We start from the raw sequence: 24,694 nt of genomic DNA, 5'->3' as shown, positions 1-24,694 counted from the left end.
CCACCGGCTGGTCGAACACGGGCAAGTCACGGATGCGCCGGAGCGTCTGGTCGTGGATGGCCACGACCCACTTGCCGCAGCCACTGCAGCGGCGTCGGCGGCGTGAATCAGGCAACAGCGAAAGCACCAGCCACGTGGCTCCGCCACGTGACTCGCGGCGCCATCCATCCAGGCGATACCCCGCCCAGCCTCCCAGCAACGGCATACAATCCAGCTTGGCCACGGCCGGCCTCGGTTTGTAGTCTCGACAACCACAATCTAGCTGGCCGGCCGTGCGCCTTCTCCCCTCAGATGGGAGAAGAACCAAAAATAAGAAGGTTATTCCAGCGTCGACTTCGCTACTCGCCTTGCTGTGCTACGCGATGGTGATCGTCCTGTCATCGATTTGGCCTGCTAGCGCCCAGACGGTCACCTATATACATACCGATGCTCTAGGTTCGGTCGTGGCTGAGTCTGACGCAAGCGGAAATGTGACCAGGAGATATGACTACGAGGCCTATGGGGCGGTCGTGGGCGACGAGGTTCCTAATGGGCCTGGTTACACCGGGCATGTGAGTGATCCGGCTACCGGCCTGAGCTACATGCAGCAGCGCTACATGGATCCGCAGTTGGGCGTCTTCCTGTCGGTAGATCCCGTGTCTGCATATCAGCAGCCTGTGGTGCAGTTCAACCGGTACCGATACGCAAACGGGAACCCATACAGGTTTACAGACCCGGACGGGCGAAACGCTGCAGCTTTGGTGCCATTGCTGATCATACCAATCGTGGTTGGCGCTACGTACTACGCGACGACGACACCGGAGCGACGTGCTGAACTTGGCAACAAGTTGGAGGGGGCTATAAAGGGCTTGGTGCAAAAGGCCGAGCCGGCTACTCCGGAACCTGCACTTCAGGACGGTGGGTCGATAGCGGGCGACACAAAGACGGGAAGCGAAGGAGGGACAAGTGGAAAAGCCGCGGGTGGCGAGCGGGGAACCATTTACGTTGATTCGAAAGGCAACGCCATCCCGACACCTCCGGGTGGCAAGATTGAAGGCTCACCAGATGGGCGGTTTGTACAAGCCAAGGGCCCTGACGGCAGTTCGACTGGGGTTCGGATCGATGGCGGCCACAAACCTTCTACTCATCCCGATCCAAGAGCACAGCAACCTCATGGTCATGTGCCGGGTGTCACCAACGCCGACGGCACCCCATGGCTCCCGTTGAAGAAGTAGGAGAAAATTGATGCTGAACGATCAAGATGTGGAACAGAGTATTTATTGCGCGACAATGCTTGTCAGGCGTTTCGTATGTTGCGAAATTTCTGCACGTTCATTCGTTGAGAGCTACGGGAACTTTTACTACTACGAGGCTCTGGATGGTCATGAGGCCTCAAGTGCATTGAATCCTGCGGAGTTGGCAAAGCTAAAGTTCGCGGTCGAGCTCCACCGACGGATACAAGAGCAGGTGGTAAATGCCTTGGTACTTGATTCACCGCTCTCTGCCGAAGCATTGAAGGCGGCAGGCAGGTTGCTTGAGCCTGATGCACGTGCTCACGCGCAGTCGATTTGCGCCGAAGTCGGCCTTGACGCTCTCCTTGCGTCGATGAGCGTGGAGCAGGACGCCGGCCGGATGGCCCCATGATGGATGGTGGCTCCTGATTTCTACGTCTGGTCGGCGCCGGGACGGAAAATCATGCGCTGACTGCAAGCCAGCGCATGAGACTATCCAGGGCTCAACCGCGCTCCCGCGCGATCGCCCGCCAGCCGATGTCGTTGCGGTGGAACTCGTTTTCCCAGCTGACCGCCGCCACGCCGGCGTACGCGTTGGCCTGCGCATCGCCTACGCTGTCACCCAGCGCCGCCACGCACAGCACCCGGCCGCCCGCGCTCAGCACCTGGCCCTGCGCGTCCAGCACCGTGCCAGCGTGGAACACCTTGGCGCTCGTCGGCACCGCGTCCAACCCGTGGATCACATCGCCGGTGATCGGGGTTTCCGGGTAGGGCGATGCGGCCATGACCACACCCAGCGACGGACGCCGATCCCACTGCGCTTCCACCGCGTGCAGGCGTGCATCGATGGCCGCGTCGAGCAGGTCCACCAGGTCCGACTGCAGGCGCAGCATCACCGGCTGGGTTTCCGGGTCGCCGAAGCGCACGTTGAATTCGATCACCTTCGGCGCGCCGTCGGCATCGATCATCAGGCCTGCATAGAGGAAGCCGGTGAACGGAATGCCGTCGGCGATCATGCCCTGCACGGTCGGGTTGACCACCTCGCGCATCACGCGGGCATGCACCTCATCGGTCACCACCGGGGCCGGCGAGTACGCGCCCATGCCGCCGGTGTTGGGACCGGTGTCGCCGTCGCCGACCCGCTTGTGGTCCTGCGAGGTGGCCATCGGCAGCGCGGTGGTGCCGTCCACCATCGAGATGAAGCTGGCTTCCTCGCCGTCGAGGAATTCCTCGATCACCACGCGTGCGCCGGCATCGCCGAACGCGTTGCCCGAGAGCATGTCACGCACGGCGTCCTCGGCCTCGGCCAGGGTCATCGCCACGATCACGCCCTTGCCGGCGGCCAAGCCGTCGGCCTTGACCACGATCGGCGCGCCCTTCTCGCGGATATAGGCCAGCGCCGGCTCCACCTCGGTGTGCACCGCGTAGAACGCGGTGGGGATGTTGTGGCGGGCCAGGAAGTCCTTGGCGTAGGCCTTGCTGCCCTCCAGCTGCGCAGCGGCGGCGGTCGGTCCGAAGATACGGTGGCCGGCGGCGCGGAAGCGGTCGACCACCCCCGCCACCAGCGGCACTTCCGGGCCGACCACGGTCAGGCCGATGCCTTCGGCGGCAACCAGCGTCAGCAGGCCGTCCAGGTCGGTGACCTTGACCGGCACGTTGCGGCACTTGGCCTCGGTCGCGGTGCCGGCGTTGCCAGGGGCCACCAGGACCTCGCTCACCTTCGCGGACTGGGCCAGCTTCCAGGCCAGGGCGTGTTCACGGCCGCCGGCGCCGATGACCAGGATCTTCAATGCACTTCTCGCGTAAGGGGGCGGGACCGCGATTTTACGCGGTGCGGGCCGGTGCTGCATGGCACCGGGGCAGGGCGTGGTTACCCCTCGCAGTCCTCTCGCTGCAGGTCGGCGGGCACCGCATAGCGACGCGTGCCCGGTTCGTACTCCAGCCGGTGGTCCTGCCGTCCATCGCCGCTGCAGCCCTGGCCGCGGACGCGTACCGTCAGCGGCCAATACCCGGCCACGGCAGCGCCGCTGCCCACGGCAATGGCGAAATCCAGGTCGAGGGTCGGGGCATCGCAGGGCGTTGTCGCATTCCCGCAGCCCGTGGCGGCGCGGTTGTCGATGTGTTCGTACAGCACTGCGACCTCGCGCAGGCGATCGTCGTGCACGGCGATGTAACTGCGCGATACCGTTGCGGTGCCGCGATGGAGCCCGGCATGGGTAATGCGGAAAGCGTGGCGCTGCGGACCGAGCTGATCGATCTGGACCGTACCGGGCGCGCCCCTGCGGCCGTACTGGCCCTGCAGCCGTTGCGCGATCACCCACAGCGGTCGGTCGACGCCGAGAGTCTCGGAGAACGCACGCTCGTTCTCGTCCTTGCCGAACAGCGGCGTCTGCCCATCGCGCAGCACGTACAGATCCACCCGGCCAGGTTCGACGCTGGCCGCGTCATCCAGGGTCTGGCACACCGCCAGCAGGTGCTGCACATGGCCATCTGTGTCGATCGTGGCACGTGCACAGACCTGGCGCGTGACCGGGCGCTGCGCCTGCACGTCGGTGTCGTCCCAGCGATCCTGCCAGGGCGCGTCCAGCCGGGCACTGGCGCCGTAGCGATCGTGCAGGAATTCCAGCAGGCGCTGCGCATCGGTACCGCTGGGGTAAAGCGTGTCCTCCACCGCCACCGTGCTGTCCAACACCCGGCGGGGCGTGTCGTTGACGGCGGGTGGGTCGCCGCAGCCGGCCAGCAGCGCAGGCAGCGCGAGCGCCAGAAGCCACCGGCATGCGCGACGCCCGCGCGTCACTGACAGCTTTCGCGCTGCAACGCTTCGGGGAACGTGTAGGTCCAGGTTTTGGCATCCAGGCTGAAGCGATGCTCGGCGCGCACTTGTTTGCCGCCACAGCCGCTGCCGGTCTCTTCGATCACCAGCGGCCAGGTGCGGGCGCTGCGGTCGCTGTCATCGAAACGGTAGGCGAACGCAATGTTGAACATCCGGGTGCGGCATTCTTCGGCAAAGTCGGCATCGTCGCAGTCGTAGGCGGCGCTGTTGTCGATATGGCTGCGCAGGGAGCCGGCGTCGACCAGGCCCTTCGGACCGGGCAGGATCAGCGTCTGCGTTTCCAGGGAGTAACCCTGGCCGTACCAGCCACTCTCGTTGCGGAAGCCGTAGAAGTCGCTGCCGGCGCGGATCACCTGCACCGTGCCGGGACGGCCGCTGCTGCCGTAGGTGCCGCCGGTGAGTTCGGCGGCTACCTCGAAGCTGTCGCCGCTTGGGCGCAGCACGTAGAAATCGATCGTGCCGGGGTCGGCATGGCCGGCGTCCGCCAGCTCGCCGCATACCGCCAGCAGCTGCTGCCAGCTGTCACCACTCACCACCGGCTGCTCGGCACAGACCTGCAGATCGGTTGGACGGCTCTCGTCGTCCTGGGTCCACTGGCCGCGCCACTGTTCGGAGAGCCGGGCGGCCTTGCCGTAGCGCGCGGTCAGGAATGCCTGCAGCCGCGCGGTGCGGCTGACATGGGCGACCGGCGCGGCAGGCGCAGCCGCAGGAGCGGCCGTTGCCGCCGGTTGCGCCGGGGCGGGGTCGGCGGCCGGCTTGCAACCGGCCAGGACCGCGCTGGCGCCGATGGCCAGCGCGAGCAGGGACTTCAGGGGTGATGCGGACATCCGTGTCGCTCCTTGGATCAATGCCGGAAGTGGCGTACGCCGGTGAACACCATCGCCAGGCCGTGCTCGTCGGCCGCCGCGATCACCTCGTTGTCGCGCATCGAGCCACCCGGCTGGATCACCGCCTTGATGCCGGCGGCGGCCGCGGCATCGATGCCGTCGCGGAACGGGAAGAACGCATCGGAGGCCATCACCGAGCCCTCCACCACCAGGTTCGCATCGGCCGCCTTGATGCCGGCGATGCGCGCCGAGTACACCCGGCTCATCTGGCCGGCACCGACACCGATGGTGCGGTTGTCGCGGGCGTAGACGATCGCATTGGATTTGACGAACTTGGCGACCTTCCAGGCGAACAGCAGGTCGGCGAACTGCTTGTCGGTCGGTGCGATCTTGCTCACGACCTTCAGTTCGTCACGGCTCATGCCACGGTTGTCGGAGGACTGCACCAGCAGGCCCGAACCAATGCGCTTGGTGTCGTACTGGTTGCGACCGTCGCCATGCGGGATGCGCAGCACTCGCACGTTGGCTTTCTTCTGTGCATATTCCAGCGCGGCCGGCTCGAAGTCCGGGGCGATCAGCACTTCCACGAACTGGCGGTCCAGGATCACCTGGGCGGTGGCGGCATCCAGCGGTGTGTTGAAGGCGATGATGCCGCCGAATGCGCTGGTCGGGTCGGTTGCATAGGCCAGCTCGTAAGCATCGCCGTTGCCGGCGCCCACGGCCACGCCGCACGGATTGGCGTGCTTGACGATGACGCAGGCCGGCACGTCGAACTGGCGCACGCACTCCCATGCGGCATCGGCGTCGGCCAGGTTGTTGTAGCTCAGTTCCTTGCCCTGCAGCTGCTGGAAGGTCGCCAGCGTGCCGGCCACCGGGGACAGGTCGCGGTAGAACGCGCCGCTCTGGTGCGGGTTCTCGCCGTAGCGCAGGTCCATCACCTTGGCGAAGCTTGCATTCATCTGTGCGGGGAATTCAGTACGGACCGGCACGGCGGTGTCGGTGGTGGCCACCGCCGAGAGGTAGTTGCTGATCGCCGCGTCGTACTGGGCCACGCGGTTGAACGCGGCCACCGAGAAGGCGAAGCGCTTGGCCGCCGACAGCTGGCCATCGTTGGCGGCCAGCTCGGCCAGCAGTTCGGCGTACTGCGATGGATCGGTCGCCACGGCGACGCGGGCGAAGTTCTTGGCCGCCGAACGCAGCATCGCCGGGCCACCGATGTCGATGTTCTCCACGGCGTCTTCCAGCGTGCAGTCGGCCTTGGCCGTCACCGACTCGAACGGATACAGGTTGAGCACCAGCAGGTCGATCGCGCCGATGCCGTGTTCGGCCATCACCGCCTCGTCCAGCCCGGCGCGGCCGAGCAGGCCACCGTGCACCAGCGGATGCAGGGTCTTGACCCGGCCGTCCATCATTTCCGGGAAGCCGGTGACATCGGCCACGTCCTTGACCGCCAGGCCGGCCTCGCGGATCGCCTTGGCGGTGCCGCCGGTGGACAGCAGCTCCACGTTGCGGGCGGCCAGGGCACGGGCGAGGTCGATCAGACCGGTTTTGTCGGAAACAGACAGGAGGGCCCGGCGAACGGGCAACAGATCAGCAGTCATGGGGACAGGGCAATCGGCAGCGGAGCGGGGCCGATATTGTAGGCCGTGGGGGCCGGCGAGGGGGCCGCCCGGCGGATATCGACGCCGCCGGCCGCGTCCGGCACAGCCGCCGGGCCGGCCACGGGCCAGGCGCTGTGTGGCCCGGCGTGGCCTGACGGCGGGAAGCACCAGCGCTGGCCGGAAGCGCGGGGCGATAGGGTAGGCTGCGCGTTCTGCCAGGGATTTGCAGGTCCAGATCGTGTCGACAGCAACAGGGAAGGTGACGCTGCTTGCCGGCGTCGTGGCGTGGGCCAGCCTGATGGGCGCCGCGCAGGCGCAGGACGCAGCCAGCGTGGCCGAGGCGCCGGTGCGGGTGGTGGACGTGGCGATGGCAGCGGCGTCGGCGCGCGACGCCTCGGGCGCCGACGCGCCGGCCGATGCCGACGGGACCAGCAGCGAGGATCTGGAGCAGCAGGCCAACGCGGCCTACGAGGCGCAGGACTGGTCCGGCGCCAGGCGGCTGATCGACCAGGCCATCGCCCTGGATCCGCAGCAGGCCCGCCTGTACCGGCTGAAGGCCTACATCGCCGCGGCGACCGACGACAACGCCGGGGTACTGGCCGCCGCCGCACAGGCGCTGCGGGCCGACCCGAGCGACGCCGAAAGCCTGCAGCTGCAAGGCACCGCCAAGGCCAAGGCCGGTGACACCGTGGGCGCGCTGGCCGACTACGCGGCGGCGCTCCAGGCCGGTGGTCACGCCAGCAGCCTGTTCCGCAATTACCTGTTCCTGCTCAACCAGCAGCACGACAACGCGCGCATGTTGGAGGTGTTCGCCGCCTACGAGCGGGCCTATCGCGATGACCCGGAGGGCACCGGGCAGGCGGCCGACATCCTCTTCCACGCCGCGCAGGCGTATCACCACCTGGGCCAGCCACGGCGTGCGCTGGAACTGCTGGACCAGGCTATCGCGCAATCGCCGCAGGTGGCCGGCTACTACGGCAACCGCGCACTGGCCCAGCACGCGCTGGGCCGGTCCAGCCAGTCGCTGGCCGATGATGGCCAGGCCATGCGGCTGGCGCCGACCGAACCGCTGTATCCCTACAATCGTGGTGTGACCCGATTGGACATGGGCGACGCGGCCGGCGCGCTGCAGGACTTCAAGGCGGCCCTGGCGCTGGGCAAGGAGGATGCCGATACCTGGCTCAACATCGGCGTAGTCCAGGAGCGGCTCGGCCACACCCGCGAGGCGCTGGCCGCCTACGACCGTGCGCTGGCAAAGGACCCGGGCAACCCGCGGGTGCTGACCAACCGGCTGTCGCTGCTGGGCCAGGGCGGCAAGGGCGACCGTGCGGCCGTGGCCGCGCAGGCCGGTGCGCTGCCGGCAGAAAACCAGGCGCAGCTGCTGTTCAACCAGGGCCAGGCGCAGACCCGGGCGGGGCAGTGGCAGGCCGCGGCGGACCTGTTCGCGCAGGCGGTACGGCTGGATCCCGGCCTGGATACCGGCTGGCTCAACCTGGGCGTGGCGCAGGCCCGGCTGGGGCAGCACCAACGCGCGCTGGACACGTTCAACGACTACATCCAGCGCGCCCCGCTCAAGACCATCGGCCTGCTCAACCGCGCCAATGTGCTGCATGAACTCGGCGATGATGGCGCGGCCGAGAAGGACCTGCTGCGAGCCGCGCAGCTGGAGCCGGGCAACCTGGACATCCAGCAGCGCCTGGCTTACCACTACAGCCGCACCGGGCAGACCGACAAGGCGCGGCGCTACTACGCCCACCTGGTGACGCTGCCCGGCAACCTGTCGCCCGATGCCTTCATCAACTACGCGGCCATGCTGCTGCAGCTGGGCGATACCCGCGAGGCGGCGGTGGTGGCGGGCAACGGCGTGGCACGCTTCCCCGACAACTATGGCCTGCGCCTCAACCAGGGCAGTGCACTGGGTGACAGCGGCCAGCATGCCCTGGCGGTGGAGGCCTACCGCGCGGCGATGCGGCTGCAGCCCAAGCGCCTGGACGCGCACTTCAACCTGGGCAACCTGTACCTGCAGCAGCTCAAGCAGCCGCGCAAGGCCGTGCAGGAATACCGCACCGCGCTGACACTGCCGTCGGCGCCTGACCTGGACGCTGCCGCGCAGCGCGAACAGCGCATGAGCATCCATCTCAACCTGGCCAGCGCGCTCAGCGACAGTGGCGATGCCGCCGGCGCCCGCGCCGCACTGCAGGCCGCCATCGACGAAGCGCCCGAGGACTACCGCCCGTGGTTCAACCGTGCCGCGATGGCCTTGTCGGCCGGCGACCCCGCGGCGGCCACGCCCGACTTCGAAGCGGCGTGGGTGCGCCTGGACGCACTGCAACGCGCGCAGCCGCCGCAGGCGCAGCCTGACCTGGACCTGCTGGAGCACGCCGGCTACGTACTGTTCCACCTGGGCCGCACCGGCGAGGCTGCCCTGCGCATGCAACAGTTGCTGCAGGCGCAGCCGGACAACATCGACGCGCAGCGCAACTACGGCTTCATGCTGCTGGACCTGGGCCGCCCGCAGGACGCAAAGCGCCTGTTCGAGCAGGCCTTCACCCGCGAGCCGGACGACGTGGACGGTTGGCTGGGGCTGCTGGCGTGCGCGATGCTCGACAGCGACCCTGCCCACCTGGCCCGCCTGAAGCAGCAGTTCGGCCAGCGCTTCGACGGCCGCTACCGGCTCGCCGATGATCTGCCCACCCAATTGATGCGCAACGAAGGCTATTGGTATTCACCGCGCTTCGTGCAGCTGTGGCGGCAACTTATGGCAGCAGGATGAGCGCACCCGGCAACGAGGCAATTCCCTGCCGTGGCAGGCACCCATACAGTGGAACAGGTCAGGAGAAGGTTGCGGTATGTCGATCTATGCATTGAAGGGGCGTTTCCAGGATCTGCTGCGCCCTGGCGTACGGGGTCTGTACCGGGCGGGCATTACCGCCAACGTGGTGACCGTCGCTGCCGCCGTGGTGTCGCTGGCCGTGGCGGTCGCGGTCTACGCGTGGGCACCGGCGCAGCCGCTGTGGTACCTGGCGTTGCCGGTATGGATGCTGCTGCGCATGGCACTCAATGCCGTGGACGGCATGCTGGCGCGCGAGTTCGGCCAGCAGTCGCGGCTGGGGGCTTACCTCAATGAACTGTGCGATGTCCTGGCCGATGCGGCCCTGTACCTGAGCCTGCTCAGCCTGCCCGGGGTCGATCCGACCGCGATCTGGGTGCTGACGTGGCTTGCGGCGGTTTGCGAGTACGCTGGCGTCCTGGGGCTGATGGTGGGGGCCAGTCGGCGCTACGACGGACCCATGGGGAAAAGTGACCGCGCCTTCGTGATCGGCCTGGTCGGCGTGCTGCTTGCAGTGGGCTGGATCGGCGGAGCGGTGGTGAGCGGCGTGGCGTGGGTGGCAGCGGCGCTGTGCCTGCTGACCGCGTGGCGGCGGATGCGCAACGGATTGGCGGAGCAGGCCTGATCGGCACTGCGGGCAGACACACAACGGAGTAAGGCATGCGCGTACAGGAACACCTGCAATTCCACAGCTTCGATGGCCAACCGCTGTTTTACCGGCATTGGCCGGCTGCCTCGTCCGCCGCGCCGCGCCGTGCGCTGGTGCTGCTGCACCGCGGCCATGAGCACTCCGGCCGTGTCGCCCACCTGGTGGACGAACTGGACCTGCCCGACACCGAGGTATTCGCCTGGGATGCGCGCGGCAATGGCCAGTCGCCCGGTGAGCGTGGCGATGCGCCGGGCTTCGAGGCGCTGGTGCGTGACCTGGACAGCTTCATCGCGCACATCGGCCAGCAGCATGGCATCGGTGTGGAAGACATCGCGATCATCGCCCAGAGCGTCGGCGCGGTGGTCGCTGCGACCTGGGTGCACGATTACGCACCGCCGCTACGTGCGCTGGTGCTCGCATCGCCGGCGTTCAAGGTCAAGCTGTACGTGCCGCTGGCGGTGCCCGGGCTGAAGCTGATGCAGAAGCTGCGTGGCAACTTCTTCGTCAACAGCTACGTCAAGCCGCAGTGGCTCACCCATGATCCCGGGCGCGTGGAAAGCTACCGCACCGATCCGTTGATCACCCGACCGATCTCGGTCCGGGTGCTGCTTGGCCTGTACGAGGCCGCCGACCGCGTGGTCGGCGATGCGCAGGCGATCACCGTGCCAACCCAGCTGCTGGTGTCCGGCGCGGATTTCGTGGTGCATCGTGCGCCGCAGGACCGCTTCTACGAGCGCCTGTCCTCGCCGATCAAGGAACGCCACCTGCTGCCGGGTTTCTTCCACGACACCCTGGGCGAACGTGACCGCGCGCCAGCCATCGCCTCCATCCGCCGTTTCATCAGCGAGCGCTTCGCCCAGCCGCTGGTACGACCCAGCCTGCGCGACGCGCATCGCCACGGGCCGACTTTCGACGAGGCCGAAATCCTGTCCTGGCCGCCGCAGCGCAACAGCGCCAAGGACGCCTACTGGCGCTTCACCCGCGCCGGGCTGCGCTTCGGCGGCAGGCTGTCCGAAGGCATCGCGCTGGGGCTGGAGAGCGGCTTCGACTCGGGCAGCACGCTGGACTACATCTATCGCGACCAGGCGCGCGGCAGCGGACCGCTGGGCCGCATGATCGACCGCAACTACCTGGACGCGATCGGCTGGCGCGGCATCCGCATCCGCCGTACCCACGTGCGCGAGCTGCTGCAGCTGGCCGCCCTGCACCTGCATGGCGAAGGTCGCCCGGTGCGGGTGCTGGACGTGGCCGCCGGCCACGGTCGTTACGTGCTCGACGCGCTGGCACAGGGTGAACACCGTGCGGAGGCGATCACCCTGCGCGATTTCAGCGAGCGCAACGTCATCGACGGTCGCAAGCTGATCAGCGCGTTCGGCGCCGACGACATCGCCACTTTCGAGCAGGGCGATGCATTCGACGCGGCCTCGCTGGCCGCGCTGCCGGTGGCGCCGACGCTGTCCACGGTATCGGGCCTGTATGAACTGTTTGCCGATAATGACGCGGTGCTGCGCTCGCTGCAGGGCATCGCCGCGGCGATGCGCGAAGGCGGCTACCTGGTCTACACCGGCCAGCCCTGGCACCCGCAGCTGGAGTTCATCGCCCGCGCGCTGACCAGCCACCGCGAAGGCGTGGCCTGGGTGATGCGGCGCCGCACCCAGCAGGAAATGGACGAACTGGTGCGCCTGGCCGGCTTTGAGAAAGTCACCCAGCGCATCGACCGCTTCGGCATCTTCACCGTCTCGTTGGCACGGCGGGTGCTGCCATGACCGAGGGCGCGCGGCCATGGCGACGCGCGCTGGTCTGGCTGGCGCTGCTGGGGCCATTCTTCTTCCTCAGCTACGGCCTGGCCAATGCGATGGCCGGGCGCCTGCCGTACGTGCCCTCGATCGTGTTCGACTGGGAAGCGAAGATCCCGTTCCAGGCCTGGACCATCGTCCCGTACTGGTCCATCGACCTGTTCTACGTGGCGTCGTTCTTCATCTGCACCCAACGCGCCGAACTGGACATGCACGCGCGGCGGTTGTTCACCGCGCAGTTGTTGTCGGTGGGCTGCTTCCTGCTGTGGCCGCTGCGCTTCAGCCTGGAGCGCCCGGAGACCGGCGGCGTGTTCGGCTGGCTGTTCGACGTGCTGCTGGGCTTCGACAAACCCTTCAACCAGGCACCGTCGCTGCACATCGTGCTGCTGGTGGTGCTGTGGGTGCGCTTTGAGCAGCACCTGCGTGGATGGTGGCGCAGCGCACTGCATGTGTGGTTCGCGCTGATCGGTATTTCCGTGCTGACCACCTGGCAGCACCACTTCGTCGATGTGCCTACCGGCGTGGCCGTGGGCTGGCTGTGCGTATGGCTGTGGCCGGTGCACGGACGCTCGCCGCTTGCCCACTGGCAGTGGACGGCCGATGCTGCGCGCTGGCGGCTGGCCGCGCTGTACGCACTGGGCAGCGCGCTGTGCGCGTCCCTGGCGCTGACCTTCAGTGGCTGGGTGCTGTGGCTGGGCTGGCCGGCGCTGTCGCTGGCGCTGGTTGCACTGGGCTATGCGGCGTTGGGCACGGCGGTATTCCAGAAGCAGGAAGACGGGCGCCTGAGCATGGCCGCGCGCTGGTTGCTGGCGCCGTACCTGTTGGCGGCGTGGTTGAACGCGCGCTGGTGGACGCGACGTGCGCCGCAGCCGCAGCTGGTGATCGATGGGGTGTGGCTGGGGCGCATGCCCGATGCCGGTGCGGTGCTGACGATGCCGACCGTGGTCGATGTCTGCGCCGAGCTGCCGTTCCGCGGCAGCGTGCGCCATTACCGCAGCGTGCCGATGCTGGACCTGGCCACGCCCTCACCGGACGCCCTGCGCCGCGCCGCCGATGCGATCTCGCACGGGCATCGGCGTGGACAGGTGCTGGTGTGCTGCGCGTTGGGCTATTCACGCAGTGCCGCAGCGGTGGCGACCTGGCTGTGCCGCAGCGGCCATGCCGACAGCGCCGATGCGGCGATCCGGCTGCTCCGCTTGGATTGTCCGTGGATCGTGCTGCATGAACGGCATCGCGCTGCGATCGCACTGGCGGTGCAGCCGCAGCACGCCCACGATGCGCCGGGGGTGCAGGCATGAGCACGGCGATGCAGGTGCAGGCGATGGCCGCGCTGCTGCGCCAGGCGCGCATTCCGGCGGTGATTTCCACGCTGCTTGCGGCGACCGCACTGGCACTGTTGCTGCTGGCGCCGCGCAGTATGCCGGTGGTGGCAATCGCGCTGTTGTCGCTGCTGGCCGGTGCAGGCCAGGCGTACTTCGCTGCACGGATCGGCTTCGACCGTGCACTGCTGGACGGCCTGCTGGCCGCGCATCCGGATGCCGCACCGGGACCGATCGACGATGCGCTGCAGGCCTTGGGCCTGCGCGATGCGGTGCCACCCACGCGTGGTTGGCCTGCGCGCTGGCAGGGCATGCGCGGTCTGCTGCGCGGGCAGGGCGCGTGCGTACTGCTGCAGGCGCTGACGCTGCTGGCCGCGCTGTGGTTGCGGATATCCGGATGACTCACGCAAGGGATGCAATCACGATGAGGGCAGGACATGCTGGCTGATCTGGTGGCACGCAGCTGCAGTGGCGCGATCCGCGCACTGACCGGCGCGCGCGCATTGTGGCAGGGCTGTGCACCGTCCAGCGACCATCGCGTGTACTACGGCAACCACGCCAGCCACGGCGATTTCGTGCTGATCTGGTCGGCGTTGCCGATCACCCTGCGGCGCCAGGTCCGCCCGGTGGCAGCGGCCGATTACTGGCAGCGCGACGGCCTGCGCCGCTACCTGATCCACGCGGTGTTCAATGGCGTGCTGATCGAGCGCGATGCGGCCAAGCGCGACCACGATCCCATCGCCTGCCTGTGCCAGGCGGTGGACGAAGGCAACTCGCTGATCCTGTTCCCCGAGGGCACGCGCAATACCGAAGAGGGGGTGTTGCCGTTCAAGAGCGGCATCTACCACCTGGCCCGGCAGCGCCCGGAGCTGGAGTTCGTGCCGGTGTGGATCGACAACCTCAAGCGGGTCATGCCCAAGGGCCGCTGGTTGCCGTTGCCGCTGCTGTGCACCACCACCTTCGGCGAGCCGCTGCGGCTGAAGGCCGATGAGGACAAGGACCGCTTCCTGGAGCGTGCCCGGGTGTCGCTGCTGGCGCTGGATCCGCAGCCGCGCAGGCAGCGCGCATGATGGCCGGGCAGGGGATGCTGCTGTTTTCCAGCCTGGCCAGCGATATCGCGCAGCTGTCCACGCACGCGCAGACCCGGCTGTTGTTTGCCGGTATCGCGGCGGTACTGGTGGTGGCCACGGTCATCGCCGAGACCCTGCGCTGGCGCGCGCGCCATGCGCCCAGCACGGTGCTGGCCAACCTGGTCTCGCGCATCCGCGCGTGGTGGGTGATGGCCGCGGTGGTCGCGCTGGCGTTCTTCTTCGGACGCACCGGGGTGGTGGTGCTGTTTGCGGTGGTGTCGCTGTTCGCGCTGCGCGAGTTCATCACGCTCACGCCCACCCGTGCCGGCGACTACTACGCGCTGCTGGCCGCCTTCTACGTGGTGCTGCCGTGGCAGTACTGGCTGGTGTGGACTGACTGGTACGGCATGTACACGCTGCTGATCCCGGTCTATGCGTTCCTGTTCCTGCCGATCCTGGCCACCATCGGCGGAGACACCACCGATTACCTGGAGCGCACGTCCAAGGTGCAGTGGGGGCTGATGATCTGCGTGTTCTGCATCTCCCACGTGCCGGCGCTGCTGAACCTGAAGCTGGCCGGGGTGGAGCCGGCGCGCAACCTGCTGCTGTTCGCGTTCCTGGTGATCGTGGTGCAATCCTCGGACGTGCTGCAGTACATCTGGGGCAAGCTGATCGGCAAGCGCCTGATCGCACCGAAGCTGTCGCCGTCCAAGACCGTGGAAGGTTTCATCGGTGGGGTGCTGTCGGCCAGCGCGCTGGGCGCGGCGCTGTGGTGGCTGACCCCTTTCACGCCGTGGCAGGCGTTCGGGATGTCGCTGGCGGTCAACCTGATGGGGTTCTGGGGCGGCCTGGTGATGTCGGCGATCAAGCGCGATCGCGGCATCAAGGACTGGGGCCACATGATCGAGGGCCACGGCGGCATGCTTGATCGACTGGATTCGGTGTGCTTCGCCGCGCCGGTGTTCTTCCACCTTGTGCGGTACTTCTGGAGCGCGTGAGGCGTATCGGGCAAACCGTCGATGCGCGTCACCAGCGGGCGATGCCGTATTCCCTTTGCATCGTTTCTCTGCCTGGAAACCTTGATGTCCCCGCATGACGCCATACGCATGTTGATTCGCACCTACGGGTACGTCGGCTTCCTGTCGATCTACCTGGGATGTGAGCGTGATGGCCGCGCTGCGGCGCCTTGGCACAGCCTCGGCGACTCAGGCGCACTGAAGGCACAGGCGGACGAATGCTGGGGCGCAGGACCGGAGGTCTTGCTGTCGTACTTCGTCGATCTGCGTGAGCGGCGGCGCACGCGTGGCATTGAGTACAAGCTCTATTTGGAACAAGGCAAGTGCGTTGGCGATGGGATTCGGCTGTATCGGCGCATGCCCAGGGTGGACGAGCTGCTGATCGAGCTTTCCGTGCTCGCAGACCTGCACGCAATCGAGGTCTACCGGTTCGTGCCGGCGATGGATGAAGGCGCGATTCTGTTCTCGAACGGAGCCATCGCCCGCTTCCAGCGAACGCCTGGCAACACGTTCAGGATTTTTGCACTTGAAGGGCCCCTCGGCCATCCGGACCGCGTGCCAGGCCAGGTCCTTGCGCTGCGCAATAGTCTTGAGCGCGTCCGCGATGTCGGATGGCTGCGGGAGCACCTTGGCAGACCTCTTCCCTGGGAAGCATGGCTGGCACAGCACTGACCCGCGCCTTGCCGGACGCGCGTTGCGTCCACACCGCCATCAGGTGGCGATGCCGTATTCCTTCAGCTTCTTGCGCAGCGTGGCGCGGTGAATGCCCAGCATGGCCGCCGCGCGGCTCTGGTTGCCTTCGCAGTGGTTGAGCACTTCCACGAACAGCGGGATTTCCATTTCGCGCAGGACGATCTCGTACACATCGTCGGCATCGCACCCGTCCAGGTCCCGCAGGTAGCGTCGGACCGATTGGGCCACGTGTTCGCGCAGCGGTGGCTTCGGCGCGCCACGACTATTGTCAGGACGAGAAAGGACAGCGTTCAAGGAGGTTCCCGGTGCAGATGCCGGGGCGGACAGCAGCCCCGGGCGTAGAATTGTAGGGGGTCAGTCTAGCGCGTGCGTGGGCAGGCCGCCACGCTCCGGGCTGGAACGCGGGGTTACAGGAACTCGAAGGTGAATGCGACGGTCGACGCGGCGGGCTCGCGCACGCGGAACGCGATCTGCGCGCTTTGTCCTGGTTCCAATACGCTGTTGGCATCGACCGAACGGTCCAGGTAGTCACGCGGTGCGAACGCGCCGGTGCCGATCACGCGGCCATCGGCGTCGGACAGCGACAGCCGCAGCGACGGCCATGCCTGCGCCCAGCGTGCATCGTTGCGGAAGCTGGCCTGCACCTGCAGCGCACCGGGCTGGCCCGGTACCGGACGCACATCGCGGCTGATCATGCTGAACGCCGCCGGCTCCTGCCACGCCGGCAACGTGCAGCGCAGTACGCTGCACACCCCGGCGATCCACGGCCGGGTGCCGGCATCGGCAGCCAATCGCGCGCGGTCGGCGACGGCGATCTGCAACAGCAGCAGCACCACCAGCCCGGCCAGCACGCCCCATTGCCAGCGCGGCGTATGCAGCGGCGCCACGGGCAGCCGCATGAAGCTCGGTGCGGTCGTGGCACGTCCCTGCACGGGCGGGGTTGCCTCGGCCGGCGCCACGCTCGGATCGTCATCCTGCACTGCCGATGCGTGCGCGGTATCGGCGTCAACGCGCGATGCGGGCGCCTCGGCCGTGGCCGCCACGCGGGCGTCTTCGCGTGGCGCCGCATCGCGTTCTGCGTGCTCGCCGTGGTCCACGTGCGCCACGCGCTCGGCGGGCGGCGGGTCGAAGACCGACACGGTCTGCGTCCAGTCCTTGCCCTCCGTCACCGGTGGCGCCGTGTACTGCGCAGGCAATGCCTGGGCGTCCGCGTCCGCATCCGACGGCAGCGTCTGCGCGGGTGGTTCGCTGGCAGGTGTGTCTGCCGGGCTGGCACGCAGGAACGTGGCCAGCGGGCGACGTGGCGGTGGCGTGGGCTCGGTCATCGGGTCGGGGCCGGGCAGGAGGGGCGCGCCCATTCAAGCACGTTCATGCCGCCTCACGCGCGGCGCACGCCGGTGATGCGCATCCAGTCGCCGTCCTGCGCGGTCTCCAGCTGGTCGAACCACGGCGCGTAGCGCACCAGCAGCTCGTCTTCCTGGCCATGCAGGATGCCCGACAGTGCGATGCGACCGCCGGCGGCAACGCGCGCGGCCAGCACGTCGGCCAGCGCATCCAGTGCCGAGGCCAGGATGTTGGCCACCACCACCGGGTAGGTAGTCGGCGGTTCGTCGGCGGGCAGGTACACCTGCAGACGATCCTGCAGGCCGTTGCGCTCGGCGTTGTCGCCGGTGGCGATCACCGCCTGCGGATCGTTGTCCACACCTACCGCACGCGCGGCGCCGAGCCGCAGCGCAGCCAGTGCCAGGATGCCCGAGCCGCAGCCGAAGTCGAGCACGGTCTGGCCCGCCAGCACGCCGTCGGCGGCCAGGCTGTCCAGCCAGCGCAGGCACAGCGCGGTGGTGGGATGGGTGCCCGAGCCGAACGCCAGGCCCGGGTCGAGTCGGATCACGGCGGCATCGTCGGCCTGCGCGGCCTCGGGCAGGTCGTGATTCCACGGCACGATCCAGGTGCGTTCACCGAAGGCCATCGGCTGGAACTGGTCCAGCCAGGCGCGCTCCCAGTCTTCGTCCTGCACCGCGCGGAAGCTGGCATCGGACCAGTCCAGGCCGGGATCGAAGGCATCCAGCGCGGCCAGCAGCGCCAACGCGTTGGTCTCGGCCGGGAACAGGGCGGTGAGCACCAGGTCGTTCCACAACGGGGTCTCGCCCACGCCCGGCTCCAGGATCGCGCGCTCGTTGCTGGTATCGGCATCGGCATCGAGCAGGGTCACCGCCAGCGCGCCGACATCGTCCAGCGCATTCTCATAGCGGGGCTGGGTGGATTCGCTGCAGCGGAGGGTGAGTTCCAGGAACGGCATGGGGTGGGCTACCTGCGGAAAACGGTGAATGCTAGACCATTGTGGGGGTGGGCTGCCCGCCGCGCGACCCAGGCGCGTCTCCCGCCGCGGCGAGATTCGGCCCGCCGGTGGATTCAGACAGGGCTACGGGTGCTTGCTAGACTTGGCTTCCCGTTGCCCTGCCGGCAACCTCCGGTCCCGCGCATGGCCCTCGTGCCTACCCTCAAAACCTGGTTGCTGGTCGTACCGGCCCTGGCGTTGCTGGGGGTGGTGGGCTATCGCGCCGGTGGTCATGTGCGCCCTGCCGAGGCAGGCAACGCCGTGGATGAGGTGCCGGTCACGCAGGTGGCCGCGGCGCCGGTGCAGGCACAGCAGCTGGCGCGCCAGTTGCTGTCGATCGAGCGCGGCACCACCATCGCCTCGGGCCTGCCGCTGGACATCCGCGCCGACATCGAAGGCGACACCGACCTTTACGCCTACGCCCAGCGCCTGCAACTGCAGGCGGGCAACGGCAATGCCGAGGCGGCGTGGATGGTCAGCCGTGTCTACGACTACTGCGCGACCTACGCGATGGATCCCGGCGGTTACCAGTTGGACAACGCGCTGCTGACCGGCATGGGCATGACCGCTTCACCGACCATGGTGCAGGCCCGCGAGCGGGTCGCGCGGCGCTGCGGCGGCTTTGTCAGCAGCGACGGCCTGGGCCGCCAGTTGATCCTGGCCCAGCGCGTGCAGGCGGCCAAGGCCGGCAATCTCGCCGCCGAGGCGTCGCTGTTCGCCGAAGGCCAGCCGCTGGAGAACAGCCCGACCTACCGCCGTGGGCTGGTCGAGCGGGTGATGGATTCGCGTGACCCGGAAGCCTACATGGCGCTGTCCACCGGCATGGGCCAGCGCGCCAGCGGCGATCGCGCGCTGGACGGGCTGGTGGCCGGCGACCAGTTCAGTGAACTGGCCTGGCGCCTGGCCGCGTGCGAGCTGGGCATGGCGTGCGGGCCGGACAGTGTGTTGATGAACAATTTCTGCGCGAACGGAGGGATCTGTTCGCAGGACGGTGGGCAGGACTTTGCCACTTTCGTGTATGACGCTGCGGTATCGCGGCAAGGTGCGGGGAAAATGAAGACGTTGGTTGAAATGCTGATCAAGCAGAGGAACGGGCGATGAATTACCGTCGATTCCTGCATGGTGCCAAGTTCTGGTTCTGGGTGGCGTTGTTCGTGGCCTACTCTGCCGGGGCGGTCGGCCTGGTGATGATCGATACCTATGAGGACCGCTATCGCAGCCTGTCCAAGGTGAAGCTGACCTCGGTCAAGGCCACCGAAGACGTGCGCCGCGCCGGTGCCAGCCAGGTAGCTGCGGTGTACCGCGCGCAGAGCGGCATGCCGTTTGCCTCGCTGCCGGCGGGCAGCACGTTTCAGGTGGTCTGGCCCGATGGCTCCACCGAGACGATGGTGATCGTCGATCCGACCTCATCGCTGGGTGTGGCGCCGGTCAAGAACAGCCAGGTCACCGCGGCCGACGTCGCGCGCTGATGCGCGACGCTGCGGCGGGCGTGGATACCCCGCGCCCGTTGCGGCTGGTGCTGCTGCCGGGCCTGGATGCGACTGGCACCCAGCACGTCGCGTTTACCGCCGCGATGGCGCGGATGGGCGTCGTGGTCACGGTGATTGCCTACCCGGTGGATCGCGCGCTGGATTACGCCGCGCTGGCGGACGTCGTTCGCCAGGCGCTGCCGACCGACGGCGACTACGTGCTGCTCGGTGAGTCGTTCTCGGGCCCGTTGGCGCTGGTGATCGCCGCCGCACCCCCGCTGCGGTTGCGCGGCCTGATTCTGTCCACGACGTTTGCGCGCTCGCCCTGGCTTGCGCTACGCCGGCTGCAAGCGGTGTTGTACCGCGCGCCGGTGCGCGCGTTGCCGATGCCGGCACTGTCGTGGCTGTTGTTCGGGCGCTGGGGCAGCCCGGCCCTGCGTGCCGCGTTGCAGTCGGCGCTGGCGCGGGTGCACCCACAGGTGTTGCGCGTGCGTGCGGTGGCGGCACTGGGCGTGGATGTCGCCGCGCAGGCACGCGCGGTGGACCTGCCCACCCTGTGCCTGCACGCCGCGCACGATCGTCTTCTGCCTGCGCGCTGCCAGCGCCACCTGTCGGCGATGTTGCCGGCGCAGGCCACTACGCGGCTGGACGGGCCGCATCTGATGCTGCAGGCGCGTCCGGAAGCGGCGGCTGCGGTAATCGCAGGCTTCATGCGGGGCGTTTACGACATCGATTGAGGGTGCGGCTTGCCGTACCACCCTGTGGTCACGGACTGCCGCAGCATCGGTGTGATCGGCGCGTGGCGGCCATGTCCACGCGGCCTTCGCTTATGGCTCTCGGGTATTTCACGGTGCGACGCGCAGCCTGCGGGTGTTGGCTGCATCCGCAGCGCACGTGCCGGAGAACCTGTCGAATGAATACCCGTGGCGATTACGCCTCCCAAGATCCCTTGGCCACCGCGACTGTCGCCGTGGTCACCCCCCCGCCGGTGATCGCACCCGCGCATGACCACGCCGTCTCGTGGGGCGCCATCTTCGCCGGTGCCGCCGCTGCTGCGGCGCTGTCACTGGTCCTGCTGATCCTCGGCGTTGGCCTGGGACTGTCCTCGGTATCGCCGTGGGCGTATGAAGGCGTGTCGAAGGAAACGTTCGGTTGGTCCAGCATCGCGTGGCTGACCGTCACCGCCATCGCAGCGTCGGGCCTGGGCGGCTATATCGCCGGGCGCCTGCGCAACAAGTGGAGCAACCTGCACGGCGATGAGACCTACTTCCGCGACACCGCGCATGGTTTCCTGTCGTGGGCCGTGGCGACGCTGCTGACCGCGGGCCTGCTCACCACGGCCATCGGTGGGGTGATCGGTGCCGGCGCCAAGGTGGCCGGTGCCACCGCTGGCGCGGCGGCGACCACGGCCGGTGGCCTGGCTGCGGCCGCCGGTCCTGCCGCGATGGGCGACAACAACGGCGACCTGCAGTACTGGGTGGACGGCCTGTTCCGCGCCAACCCGAACGCACCGGCCGCGCCGATGGCGCCGCCGCCGGGTGATCCGGCTGCTGCGCCGGCTGCACCGCAAGCCGGTGTGATGCCGCCGCCGCCGCGCCCGATGCCGGGTGGCGAGCGCGGCCCGGGTCCGGGCCGTGGCGGTGACGTCCGCGCCGAGGTCAACCGGATCGTGGTCAACAGCCTCAAGTCCGACACCATGGACCCGGCCGACACCCAGTACCTGGCCCAGCTCGTGGCCAACCAGACCGGCATGAGCCAGGCTGAAGCGCAGGCCCGCGTGACCGACATGCAGACCCGTCTGCGCGCCACGCTGGACAAGGCCAAGGCCGACGCGAAGCAGGCCGCCGATGATGCCCGCAAGGCGACCGCGTATGCCGCGCTGTGGCTGTTCATCACGCTGCTGATCGGTGCCTTCAGCGCCAGCCTGTTTGCCACCTGGGGCGGTCGCCGTCGCGACCTGTAAGCCCCCAACGTTCAACGAGGAGAATTCACCATGAAGTATCTGCTGCTGTGGTTCCTGGGCATTCCGATCCCGATCCTGCTGCTGATCGCGCTGCTGCGCTGACGTAGCGCGCGCCGGATAACGGGTATCGACCGACGGTCGATACCCGCCGGGCAAGAAGTACCGCCGGGCCGCCATCGTGCGGCCCGGTGTCGTTTCAAACAGGCGAATAGAAGGTGCTTCCCCCCTCTGAGGGGAGCGTCTTGTTGCAAGCGCCGGTGCAGAGTGAGAACAGCGCTACGCGCTTGGACGGGGATTACCGGCGACGTGTGGATCGGGCTTTGTCTTCGCCCAGGTCTGTCGCGCGCGTGTGGGCCCCGTAGCGGCCGGTAGGCYCCTGGCGCAAATGTCCCCCGGCCGCTGGGCGGCCTCCTCCTTTATTTTGCCCAGGRGCCTACCGGCCGCTACGGGGCTCGGCTGCGGTAAGCAGGTAGAAGCCAGGCTTTTCTGGCGGGTCGGTGGGTCGGGCGCTGGGCGCCCATGCCCTTGGAGGCGAAATAAAGGGGGAGGGGGCGGCCGCAGGCCGACGCCGGAGGACATTCGCCGGAAAGGGCATGGGCGCCCAGCGCCCGACCCACCGATTCCCGCGCCGAAAAACGCTCAGAGCGCACTCCGTGCGTGCGCTACATATGCGCGAAGAACCAAACAAAAAGGCGGGGATATCCCCGCCTTTCTGCTATGCCACCGTTACTGCTAAATCAAGTCAATGCAATCGACTTGTTCTTGCGTTCGGCCAGGCGCTTTTCCAGGTAGTGGATGTTCTGCCCACCGGCCTGGAAACCCTTGTCGCGCATGATCCGCTGCTGCAGCGCGACGTTGGTCTTGATCCCGTCCACCACCATCTCGCTCAGCGCCACGCGCATGCGCGCGATCGCGGTCTCGCGGTCCGGGCCGTGCACGATCAGCTTGCCGATCATCGAATCGTAGTTCGGCGGTACGCGGTAGCCACTGTAGATGTGGGTATCCACGCGCACGCCGGGGCCACCGGGCGGATGGAAGGCGGTGATCTGGCCCGGGCTCGGCACGAAGGTTTCAGCATCTTCGGCGTTGATGCGGCATTCGATCGCGTGGCCGGTCAGCACCACGTCGCTCTGCTTGATGGTCAGCTTCTGGCCGGCGGCGATGCGCAGCTGTTCGCAGACCAGATCGATACCGGTCACCATCTCCGTCACCGGATGTTCCACCTGCACGCGGGTGTTCATTTCGATGAAGTAGAAACGGCCGTCTTCGAACAGGAACTCGAAGGTGCCCGCGCCGCGATAACCGATGCGGATGCACGCTTCCACGCACACCTTGCCGATCTGCTCGCGCATCTCCGCACTGATGCCCGGGGCCGGCGCTTCTTCCACCACCTTCTGGTGGCGGCGCTGCATCGAGCAGTCGCGCTCACCGAGGTGGATGGCGTTGCCCTGGCCGTCGGCGAGGACCTGGATTTCCACGTGGCGCGGATTCTCCAGGAACTTCTCCATGTAGACCTGATCGTTGCTGAAAGCAGCCTTGGCTTCGGACTTGGTGGTCTCGATGGCCGCCTTCAGCGACGCCTCGGCATGCACCACGCGCATGCCACGACCGCCGCCACCGCCGGATGCCTTGATGATGACCGGATAGCCGATCTCACGGGCGATCTTGGTGTTGGCCACGATGTCGTCGGTGAGCGGGCCGCCCGAGCCGGGCACGCACGGCACGCCGGCGGCCTTCATCGCGCGGATTGCTTCCACCTTGTCGCCCATCAGGCGGATGGTGTCGGCCTTGGGGCCGATGAAGATGAAACCGGATTCTTCCACGCGCTCGGCGAAGTCGGCGTTCTCCGATAGGAAACCGTAGCCCGGGTGGATGGCCTGGGCGTCGGTGACTTCGGCCGCGGCGATCAGCGCCGGGATGTTGAGGTAGCTCTCCGAGGACGGTGCCGGACCGATGCAGACCGACTCGTCGGCCATGGCCACGTGCTTGAGGTTGCGGTCGACCGTGGAATGCACGGCGACCGTGCGGATGCCCAGGGTGTGGCACGCGCGCAGGATGCGCAGCGCGATCTCCCCTCGGTTGGCAATAACGACTTTGTCGAGCATGGACGGATCCTTAGCCGATCACGAACAGCGGCTGGTCGAATTCGACCGGCTGGCCGTTTTCGCCCAGGATGGCGACGATGGTGCCGGAAACATCGGCCTCGATCGGGTTGAACATTTTCATCGCTTCGATGATCGCCAGCGTTTCGCCGGCCTTCACTGCCTGGCCGACCGACACGAAGGCCGGCTTGTCCGGCGAGGACGAGGAATAGAACGTGCCGACCATCGGCGCACGCAGCACGTGGCCGTCCGGCAGGGCATTACCGGCCTTGGCGGTGCCGCCGGTGGAGGCTTCGGTGGGCGACTGCATCGGCATCGCCGGGGCGGCCGCAGCGGCCTGGACCGGTGCCGGGGCCATCATCATCTGCGGGGCCTGCATCATGCCGTAGCCGGATACGGGCGCGCGCGACAGACGCACGGACTCTTCGCCTTCCTTGATTTCGATTTCGGCGAGGTTCGACTCTTCCAGCAGGTCGATCAGCTTCTTGATTTTGCGGAGATCCATAGGGGCCTCTTTAGCTCGTGGTGTCAGTGTGGTGGGAAGCGCGTTGCGCTCGGGTCAACGCAATTCGTAGAAACTACGCAGTTGGGCGATGCGGTCGTTGGCGTGTGTGGTCAGGCAGCGCATCTGCGCGCCATTGCGGGAGGTGCCATCGGCATTGAAGGCATACACCGCGTCGCAGTCGTGGCTGCGCAGCTGGATCCATGCGCGCTGGGCCAGCACCAGTTGCCTTTCGGCATCGGTGCAGTGCGTACAGGCGCCTTCGGCGGCCTGCGTGCGCAGCTGCAGGCGCGCCTGGGCGTAGACCTTGTTGAGTTCGGTATCGGCGTCGCTGGCCACGTCGGAGGCGCACAGGTCGCTCTCCATCGTGCCGCCGGGCTGCGCGCAGTCGATGCCCTCGGCGCTGCGATCGGCGGCCAGGGCCGCGCCGCACAGGCCGCCCCACAGCATGACGCTGGCGAGGACGCGCGGCATG

24 protein-coding genes are annotated in these 24,694 nt (G+C 67.8%); 14 read left to right on the top strand and 10 right to left on the bottom strand.

The window, feature by feature from the left end; genetic code table 11:
- Nucleotides 1-443: 443 nt before the first annotated feature.
- Nucleotides 444-1,214 carry an RHS repeat-associated core domain-containing protein gene (locus AC1DR7_RS08760; RefSeq protein ID WP_457318180.1) on the top strand — a complete coding sequence of 257 codons (771 nt, stop codon included), beginning with the start codon at nt 444-446 and terminating at the stop codon, nt 1,212-1,214.
- A 10-nt stretch (nt 1,215-1,224) separates the two neighbouring features.
- The gene (locus tag AC1DR7_RS08755; RefSeq protein WP_457318179.1) at nt 1,225-1,623 is read left to right on the top strand and encodes a hypothetical protein; all 399 of its coding nucleotides are present in this window, start codon (nt 1,225-1,227) and stop codon (nt 1,621-1,623) included.
- A 91-nt stretch (nt 1,624-1,714) separates the two neighbouring features.
- Here AC1DR7_RS08755 and purD read toward each other — a convergent pair whose 3' ends face one another.
- From purD to purH, 4 genes are all read right to left on the bottom strand, one after another.
- Nucleotides 1,715-3,001, bottom strand: coding sequence for a phosphoribosylamine--glycine ligase (purD, locus tag AC1DR7_RS08750; RefSeq protein ID WP_457318178.1), 1,287 nt, complete (start codon nt 2,999-3,001; stop codon nt 1,715-1,717).
- Between the two features lie 80 nt (nt 3,002-3,081).
- Nucleotides 3,082-4,008, bottom strand: a complete 927-nt coding sequence (locus AC1DR7_RS08745; RefSeq protein ID WP_457318177.1) for a hypothetical protein — start codon at nt 4,006-4,008, stop codon at nt 3,082-3,084.
- Complete coding sequence (locus tag AC1DR7_RS08740) at nt 4,005-4,871, bottom strand: hypothetical protein (protein ID WP_256776671.1); 867 nt, start codon at nt 4,869-4,871, stop codon at nt 4,005-4,007. The genes AC1DR7_RS08745 and AC1DR7_RS08740 overlap by 4 nt, the downstream gene beginning before the upstream one ends.
- A 17-nt stretch (nt 4,872-4,888) precedes the next feature.
- The gene (gene purH / locus AC1DR7_RS08735; protein WP_457318176.1) at nt 4,889-6,472 is read right to left on the bottom strand and encodes a bifunctional phosphoribosylaminoimidazolecarboxamide formyltransferase/IMP cyclohydrolase; all 1,584 of its coding nucleotides are present in this window, start codon (nt 6,470-6,472) and stop codon (nt 4,889-4,891) included.
- 259 nt (nt 6,473-6,731) lie between these two features.
- On the opposite strand from purH, the gene AC1DR7_RS08730 reads away from it, so the two are divergent.
- From AC1DR7_RS08730 to AC1DR7_RS08695, 8 genes are all read left to right on the top strand, one after another.
- Entirely contained in the window at nt 6,732-9,245 is a 2,514-nt protein-coding gene (locus AC1DR7_RS08730) for a tetratricopeptide repeat protein (protein WP_478052942.1), read from the top strand.
- Nucleotides 9,246-9,321: 76 nt separating this feature from the next.
- A complete protein-coding gene (locus AC1DR7_RS08725) occupies nt 9,322-9,927 on the top strand; it encodes a CDP-alcohol phosphatidyltransferase family protein (RefSeq protein WP_457318174.1) in 606 nt (201 codons plus the stop codon).
- A gap of 35 nt (nt 9,928-9,962) precedes the next feature.
- Nucleotides 9,963-11,717 (top strand): bifunctional alpha/beta hydrolase/class I SAM-dependent methyltransferase, encoded by a 1,755-nt coding sequence (locus AC1DR7_RS08720; RefSeq protein WP_457318173.1) that lies wholly within the window; start codon nt 9,963-9,965, stop codon nt 11,715-11,717.
- On the top strand, nt 11,714-13,045 hold the full coding sequence (locus tag AC1DR7_RS08715) for a phosphatase PAP2/dual specificity phosphatase family protein (protein ID WP_457318172.1): 1,332 nt from the start codon (nt 11,714-11,716) through the stop codon (nt 13,043-13,045). Before AC1DR7_RS08720 ends, AC1DR7_RS08715 begins: the two co-directional genes overlap by 4 nt.
- Nucleotides 13,042-13,467 carry a hypothetical protein gene (locus AC1DR7_RS08710; protein ID WP_457318171.1) on the top strand — a complete coding sequence of 142 codons (426 nt, stop codon included), beginning with the start codon at nt 13,042-13,044 and terminating at the stop codon, nt 13,465-13,467. The genes AC1DR7_RS08715 and AC1DR7_RS08710 overlap by 4 nt, the downstream gene beginning before the upstream one ends.
- A 36-nt stretch (nt 13,468-13,503) precedes the next feature.
- Nucleotides 13,504-14,136 (top strand): lysophospholipid acyltransferase family protein, encoded by a 633-nt coding sequence (locus tag AC1DR7_RS08705; RefSeq protein WP_256776664.1) that lies wholly within the window; start codon nt 13,504-13,506, stop codon nt 14,134-14,136.
- A 14-nt stretch (nt 14,137-14,150) separates the two neighbouring features.
- A complete protein-coding gene (locus tag AC1DR7_RS08700) occupies nt 14,151-15,134 on the top strand; it encodes a phosphatidate cytidylyltransferase (protein ID WP_256776663.1) in 984 nt (327 codons plus the stop codon).
- A gap of 84 nt (nt 15,135-15,218) precedes the next feature.
- Nucleotides 15,219-15,824: a hypothetical protein gene (locus tag AC1DR7_RS08695; RefSeq protein WP_457318170.1), complete on the top strand. Its 606-nt coding sequence runs from the start codon at nt 15,219-15,221 to the stop codon at nt 15,822-15,824.
- 39 nt (nt 15,825-15,863) lie between these two features.
- On the opposite strand, the gene fis is transcribed toward AC1DR7_RS08695, so the two are convergent.
- The 3 genes from fis to prmA form a co-directional block, all read right to left on the bottom strand.
- Entirely contained in the window at nt 15,864-16,139 is a 276-nt protein-coding gene (gene fis, locus AC1DR7_RS08690) for a DNA-binding transcriptional regulator Fis (RefSeq protein ID WP_038685853.1), read from the bottom strand.
- Between the two features lie 113 nt (nt 16,140-16,252).
- Nucleotides 16,253-17,170, bottom strand: a complete 918-nt coding sequence (locus tag AC1DR7_RS08685) for a DUF3426 domain-containing protein (RefSeq protein WP_457318181.1) — start codon at nt 17,168-17,170, stop codon at nt 16,253-16,255.
- Between the two features lie 53 nt (nt 17,171-17,223).
- On the bottom strand, nt 17,224-18,144 hold the full coding sequence (gene prmA, locus AC1DR7_RS08680; RefSeq protein ID WP_457318169.1) for a 50S ribosomal protein L11 methyltransferase: 921 nt from the start codon (nt 18,142-18,144) through the stop codon (nt 17,224-17,226).
- A gap of 183 nt (nt 18,145-18,327) precedes the next feature.
- Here prmA and AC1DR7_RS08675 point away from each other — a divergent pair, with 183 nt between their 5' ends.
- The 4 genes from AC1DR7_RS08675 to AC1DR7_RS08660 all read left to right on the top strand — a co-directional run bounded on the left by AC1DR7_RS08675 (nt 18,328) and on the right by AC1DR7_RS08660 (nt 21,615).
- Nucleotides 18,328-19,284, top strand: coding sequence for a hypothetical protein (locus AC1DR7_RS08675; protein ID WP_457318168.1), 957 nt, complete (start codon nt 18,328-18,330; stop codon nt 19,282-19,284).
- On the top strand, nt 19,281-19,652 hold the full coding sequence (locus tag AC1DR7_RS08670) for a hypothetical protein (RefSeq protein WP_256776658.1): 372 nt from the start codon (nt 19,281-19,283) through the stop codon (nt 19,650-19,652). The genes AC1DR7_RS08675 and AC1DR7_RS08670 overlap by 4 nt, the downstream gene beginning before the upstream one ends.
- Nucleotides 19,652-20,389: an alpha/beta fold hydrolase gene (locus tag AC1DR7_RS08665; protein WP_457318167.1), complete on the top strand. Its 738-nt coding sequence runs from the start codon at nt 19,652-19,654 to the stop codon at nt 20,387-20,389. Before AC1DR7_RS08670 ends, AC1DR7_RS08665 begins: the two co-directional genes overlap by 1 nt.
- 176 nt (nt 20,390-20,565) lie before the next feature.
- A complete protein-coding gene (locus AC1DR7_RS08660; protein ID WP_457318166.1) occupies nt 20,566-21,615 on the top strand; it encodes a hypothetical protein in 1,050 nt (349 codons plus the stop codon).
- Between the two features lie 737 nt (nt 21,616-22,352).
- Here AC1DR7_RS08660 and accC read toward each other — a convergent pair.
- From accC to AC1DR7_RS08645, 3 genes are read right to left on the bottom strand one after another with little or no spacing between them, the layout of a single operon-like run.
- The gene (gene accC, locus AC1DR7_RS08655) at nt 22,353-23,720 is read right to left on the bottom strand and encodes an acetyl-CoA carboxylase biotin carboxylase subunit (protein WP_256775992.1); all 1,368 of its coding nucleotides are present in this window, start codon (nt 23,718-23,720) and stop codon (nt 22,353-22,355) included.
- A 10-nt stretch (nt 23,721-23,730) separates the two neighbouring features.
- Nucleotides 23,731-24,222 (bottom strand): acetyl-CoA carboxylase biotin carboxyl carrier protein, encoded by a 492-nt coding sequence (gene accB / locus AC1DR7_RS08650; protein ID WP_256775991.1) that lies wholly within the window; start codon nt 24,220-24,222, stop codon nt 23,731-23,733.
- A gap of 54 nt (nt 24,223-24,276) precedes the next feature.
- Entirely contained in the window at nt 24,277-24,693 is a 417-nt protein-coding gene (locus AC1DR7_RS08645; protein ID WP_457321187.1) for a lysozyme inhibitor LprI family protein, read from the bottom strand.
- Nucleotide 24,694 lies beyond the last annotated feature (1 nt).

This window comes from Stenotrophomonas sp. P5_A9 (assembly GCF_056400525.1).
Note: the sequence above shows the minus strand (reverse complement) of the source record. Positions and strands in the feature narration are given on the sequence as shown.

Coding starts and splice junctions, on each gene's coding strand:
- AC1DR7_RS08755 (WP_457318179.1), top strand. CDS start 1,225: ATGCTGAACGATCAAGATGTGGAACAGAGTATTTATTGCGCGACAATG.
- AC1DR7_RS08740 (WP_256776671.1), bottom strand. CDS start 4,871: ATGTCCGCATCACCCCTGAAGTCCCTGCTCGCGCTGGCCATCGGCGCC.
- purH (WP_457318176.1), bottom strand. CDS start 6,472: ATGACTGCTGATCTGTTGCCCGTTCGCCGGGCCCTCCTGTCTGTTTCC.
- AC1DR7_RS08725 (WP_457318174.1), top strand. CDS start 9,322: ATGTCGATCTATGCATTGAAGGGGCGTTTCCAGGATCTGCTGCGCCCT.
- AC1DR7_RS08720 (WP_457318173.1), top strand. CDS start 9,963: ATGCGCGTACAGGAACACCTGCAATTCCACAGCTTCGATGGCCAACCG.
- AC1DR7_RS08715 (WP_457318172.1), top strand. CDS start 11,714: ATGACCGAGGGCGCGCGGCCATGGCGACGCGCGCTGGTCTGGCTGGCG.
- AC1DR7_RS08710 (WP_457318171.1), top strand. CDS start 13,042: ATGAGCACGGCGATGCAGGTGCAGGCGATGGCCGCGCTGCTGCGCCAG.
- AC1DR7_RS08705 (WP_256776664.1), top strand. CDS start 13,504: ATGCTGGCTGATCTGGTGGCACGCAGCTGCAGTGGCGCGATCCGCGCA.
- AC1DR7_RS08700 (WP_256776663.1), top strand. CDS start 14,151: ATGCTGCTGTTTTCCAGCCTGGCCAGCGATATCGCGCAGCTGTCCACG.
- AC1DR7_RS08695 (WP_457318170.1), top strand. CDS start 15,219: ATGTCCCCGCATGACGCCATACGCATGTTGATTCGCACCTACGGGTAC.
- AC1DR7_RS08685 (WP_457318181.1), bottom strand. CDS start 17,170: ATGACCGAGCCCACGCCACCGCCACGTCGCCCGCTGGCCACGTTCCTG.
- prmA (WP_457318169.1), bottom strand. CDS start 18,144: ATGCCGTTCCTGGAACTCACCCTCCGCTGCAGCGAATCCACCCAGCCC.
- AC1DR7_RS08675 (WP_457318168.1), top strand. CDS start 18,328: ATGGCCCTCGTGCCTACCCTCAAAACCTGGTTGCTGGTCGTACCGGCC.
- AC1DR7_RS08670 (WP_256776658.1), top strand. CDS start 19,281: ATGAATTACCGTCGATTCCTGCATGGTGCCAAGTTCTGGTTCTGGGTG.
- AC1DR7_RS08665 (WP_457318167.1), top strand. CDS start 19,652: ATGCGCGACGCTGCGGCGGGCGTGGATACCCCGCGCCCGTTGCGGCTG.
- AC1DR7_RS08660 (WP_457318166.1), top strand. CDS start 20,566: ATGAATACCCGTGGCGATTACGCCTCCCAAGATCCCTTGGCCACCGCG.
- accC (WP_256775992.1), bottom strand. CDS start 23,720: ATGCTCGACAAAGTCGTTATTGCCAACCGAGGGGAGATCGCGCTGCGC.
- accB (WP_256775991.1), bottom strand. CDS start 24,222: ATGGATCTCCGCAAAATCAAGAAGCTGATCGACCTGCTGGAAGAGTCG.
- AC1DR7_RS08645 (WP_457321187.1), bottom strand. CDS start 24,693: ATGCCGCGCGTCCTCGCCAGCGTCATGCTGTGGGGCGGCCTGTGCGGC.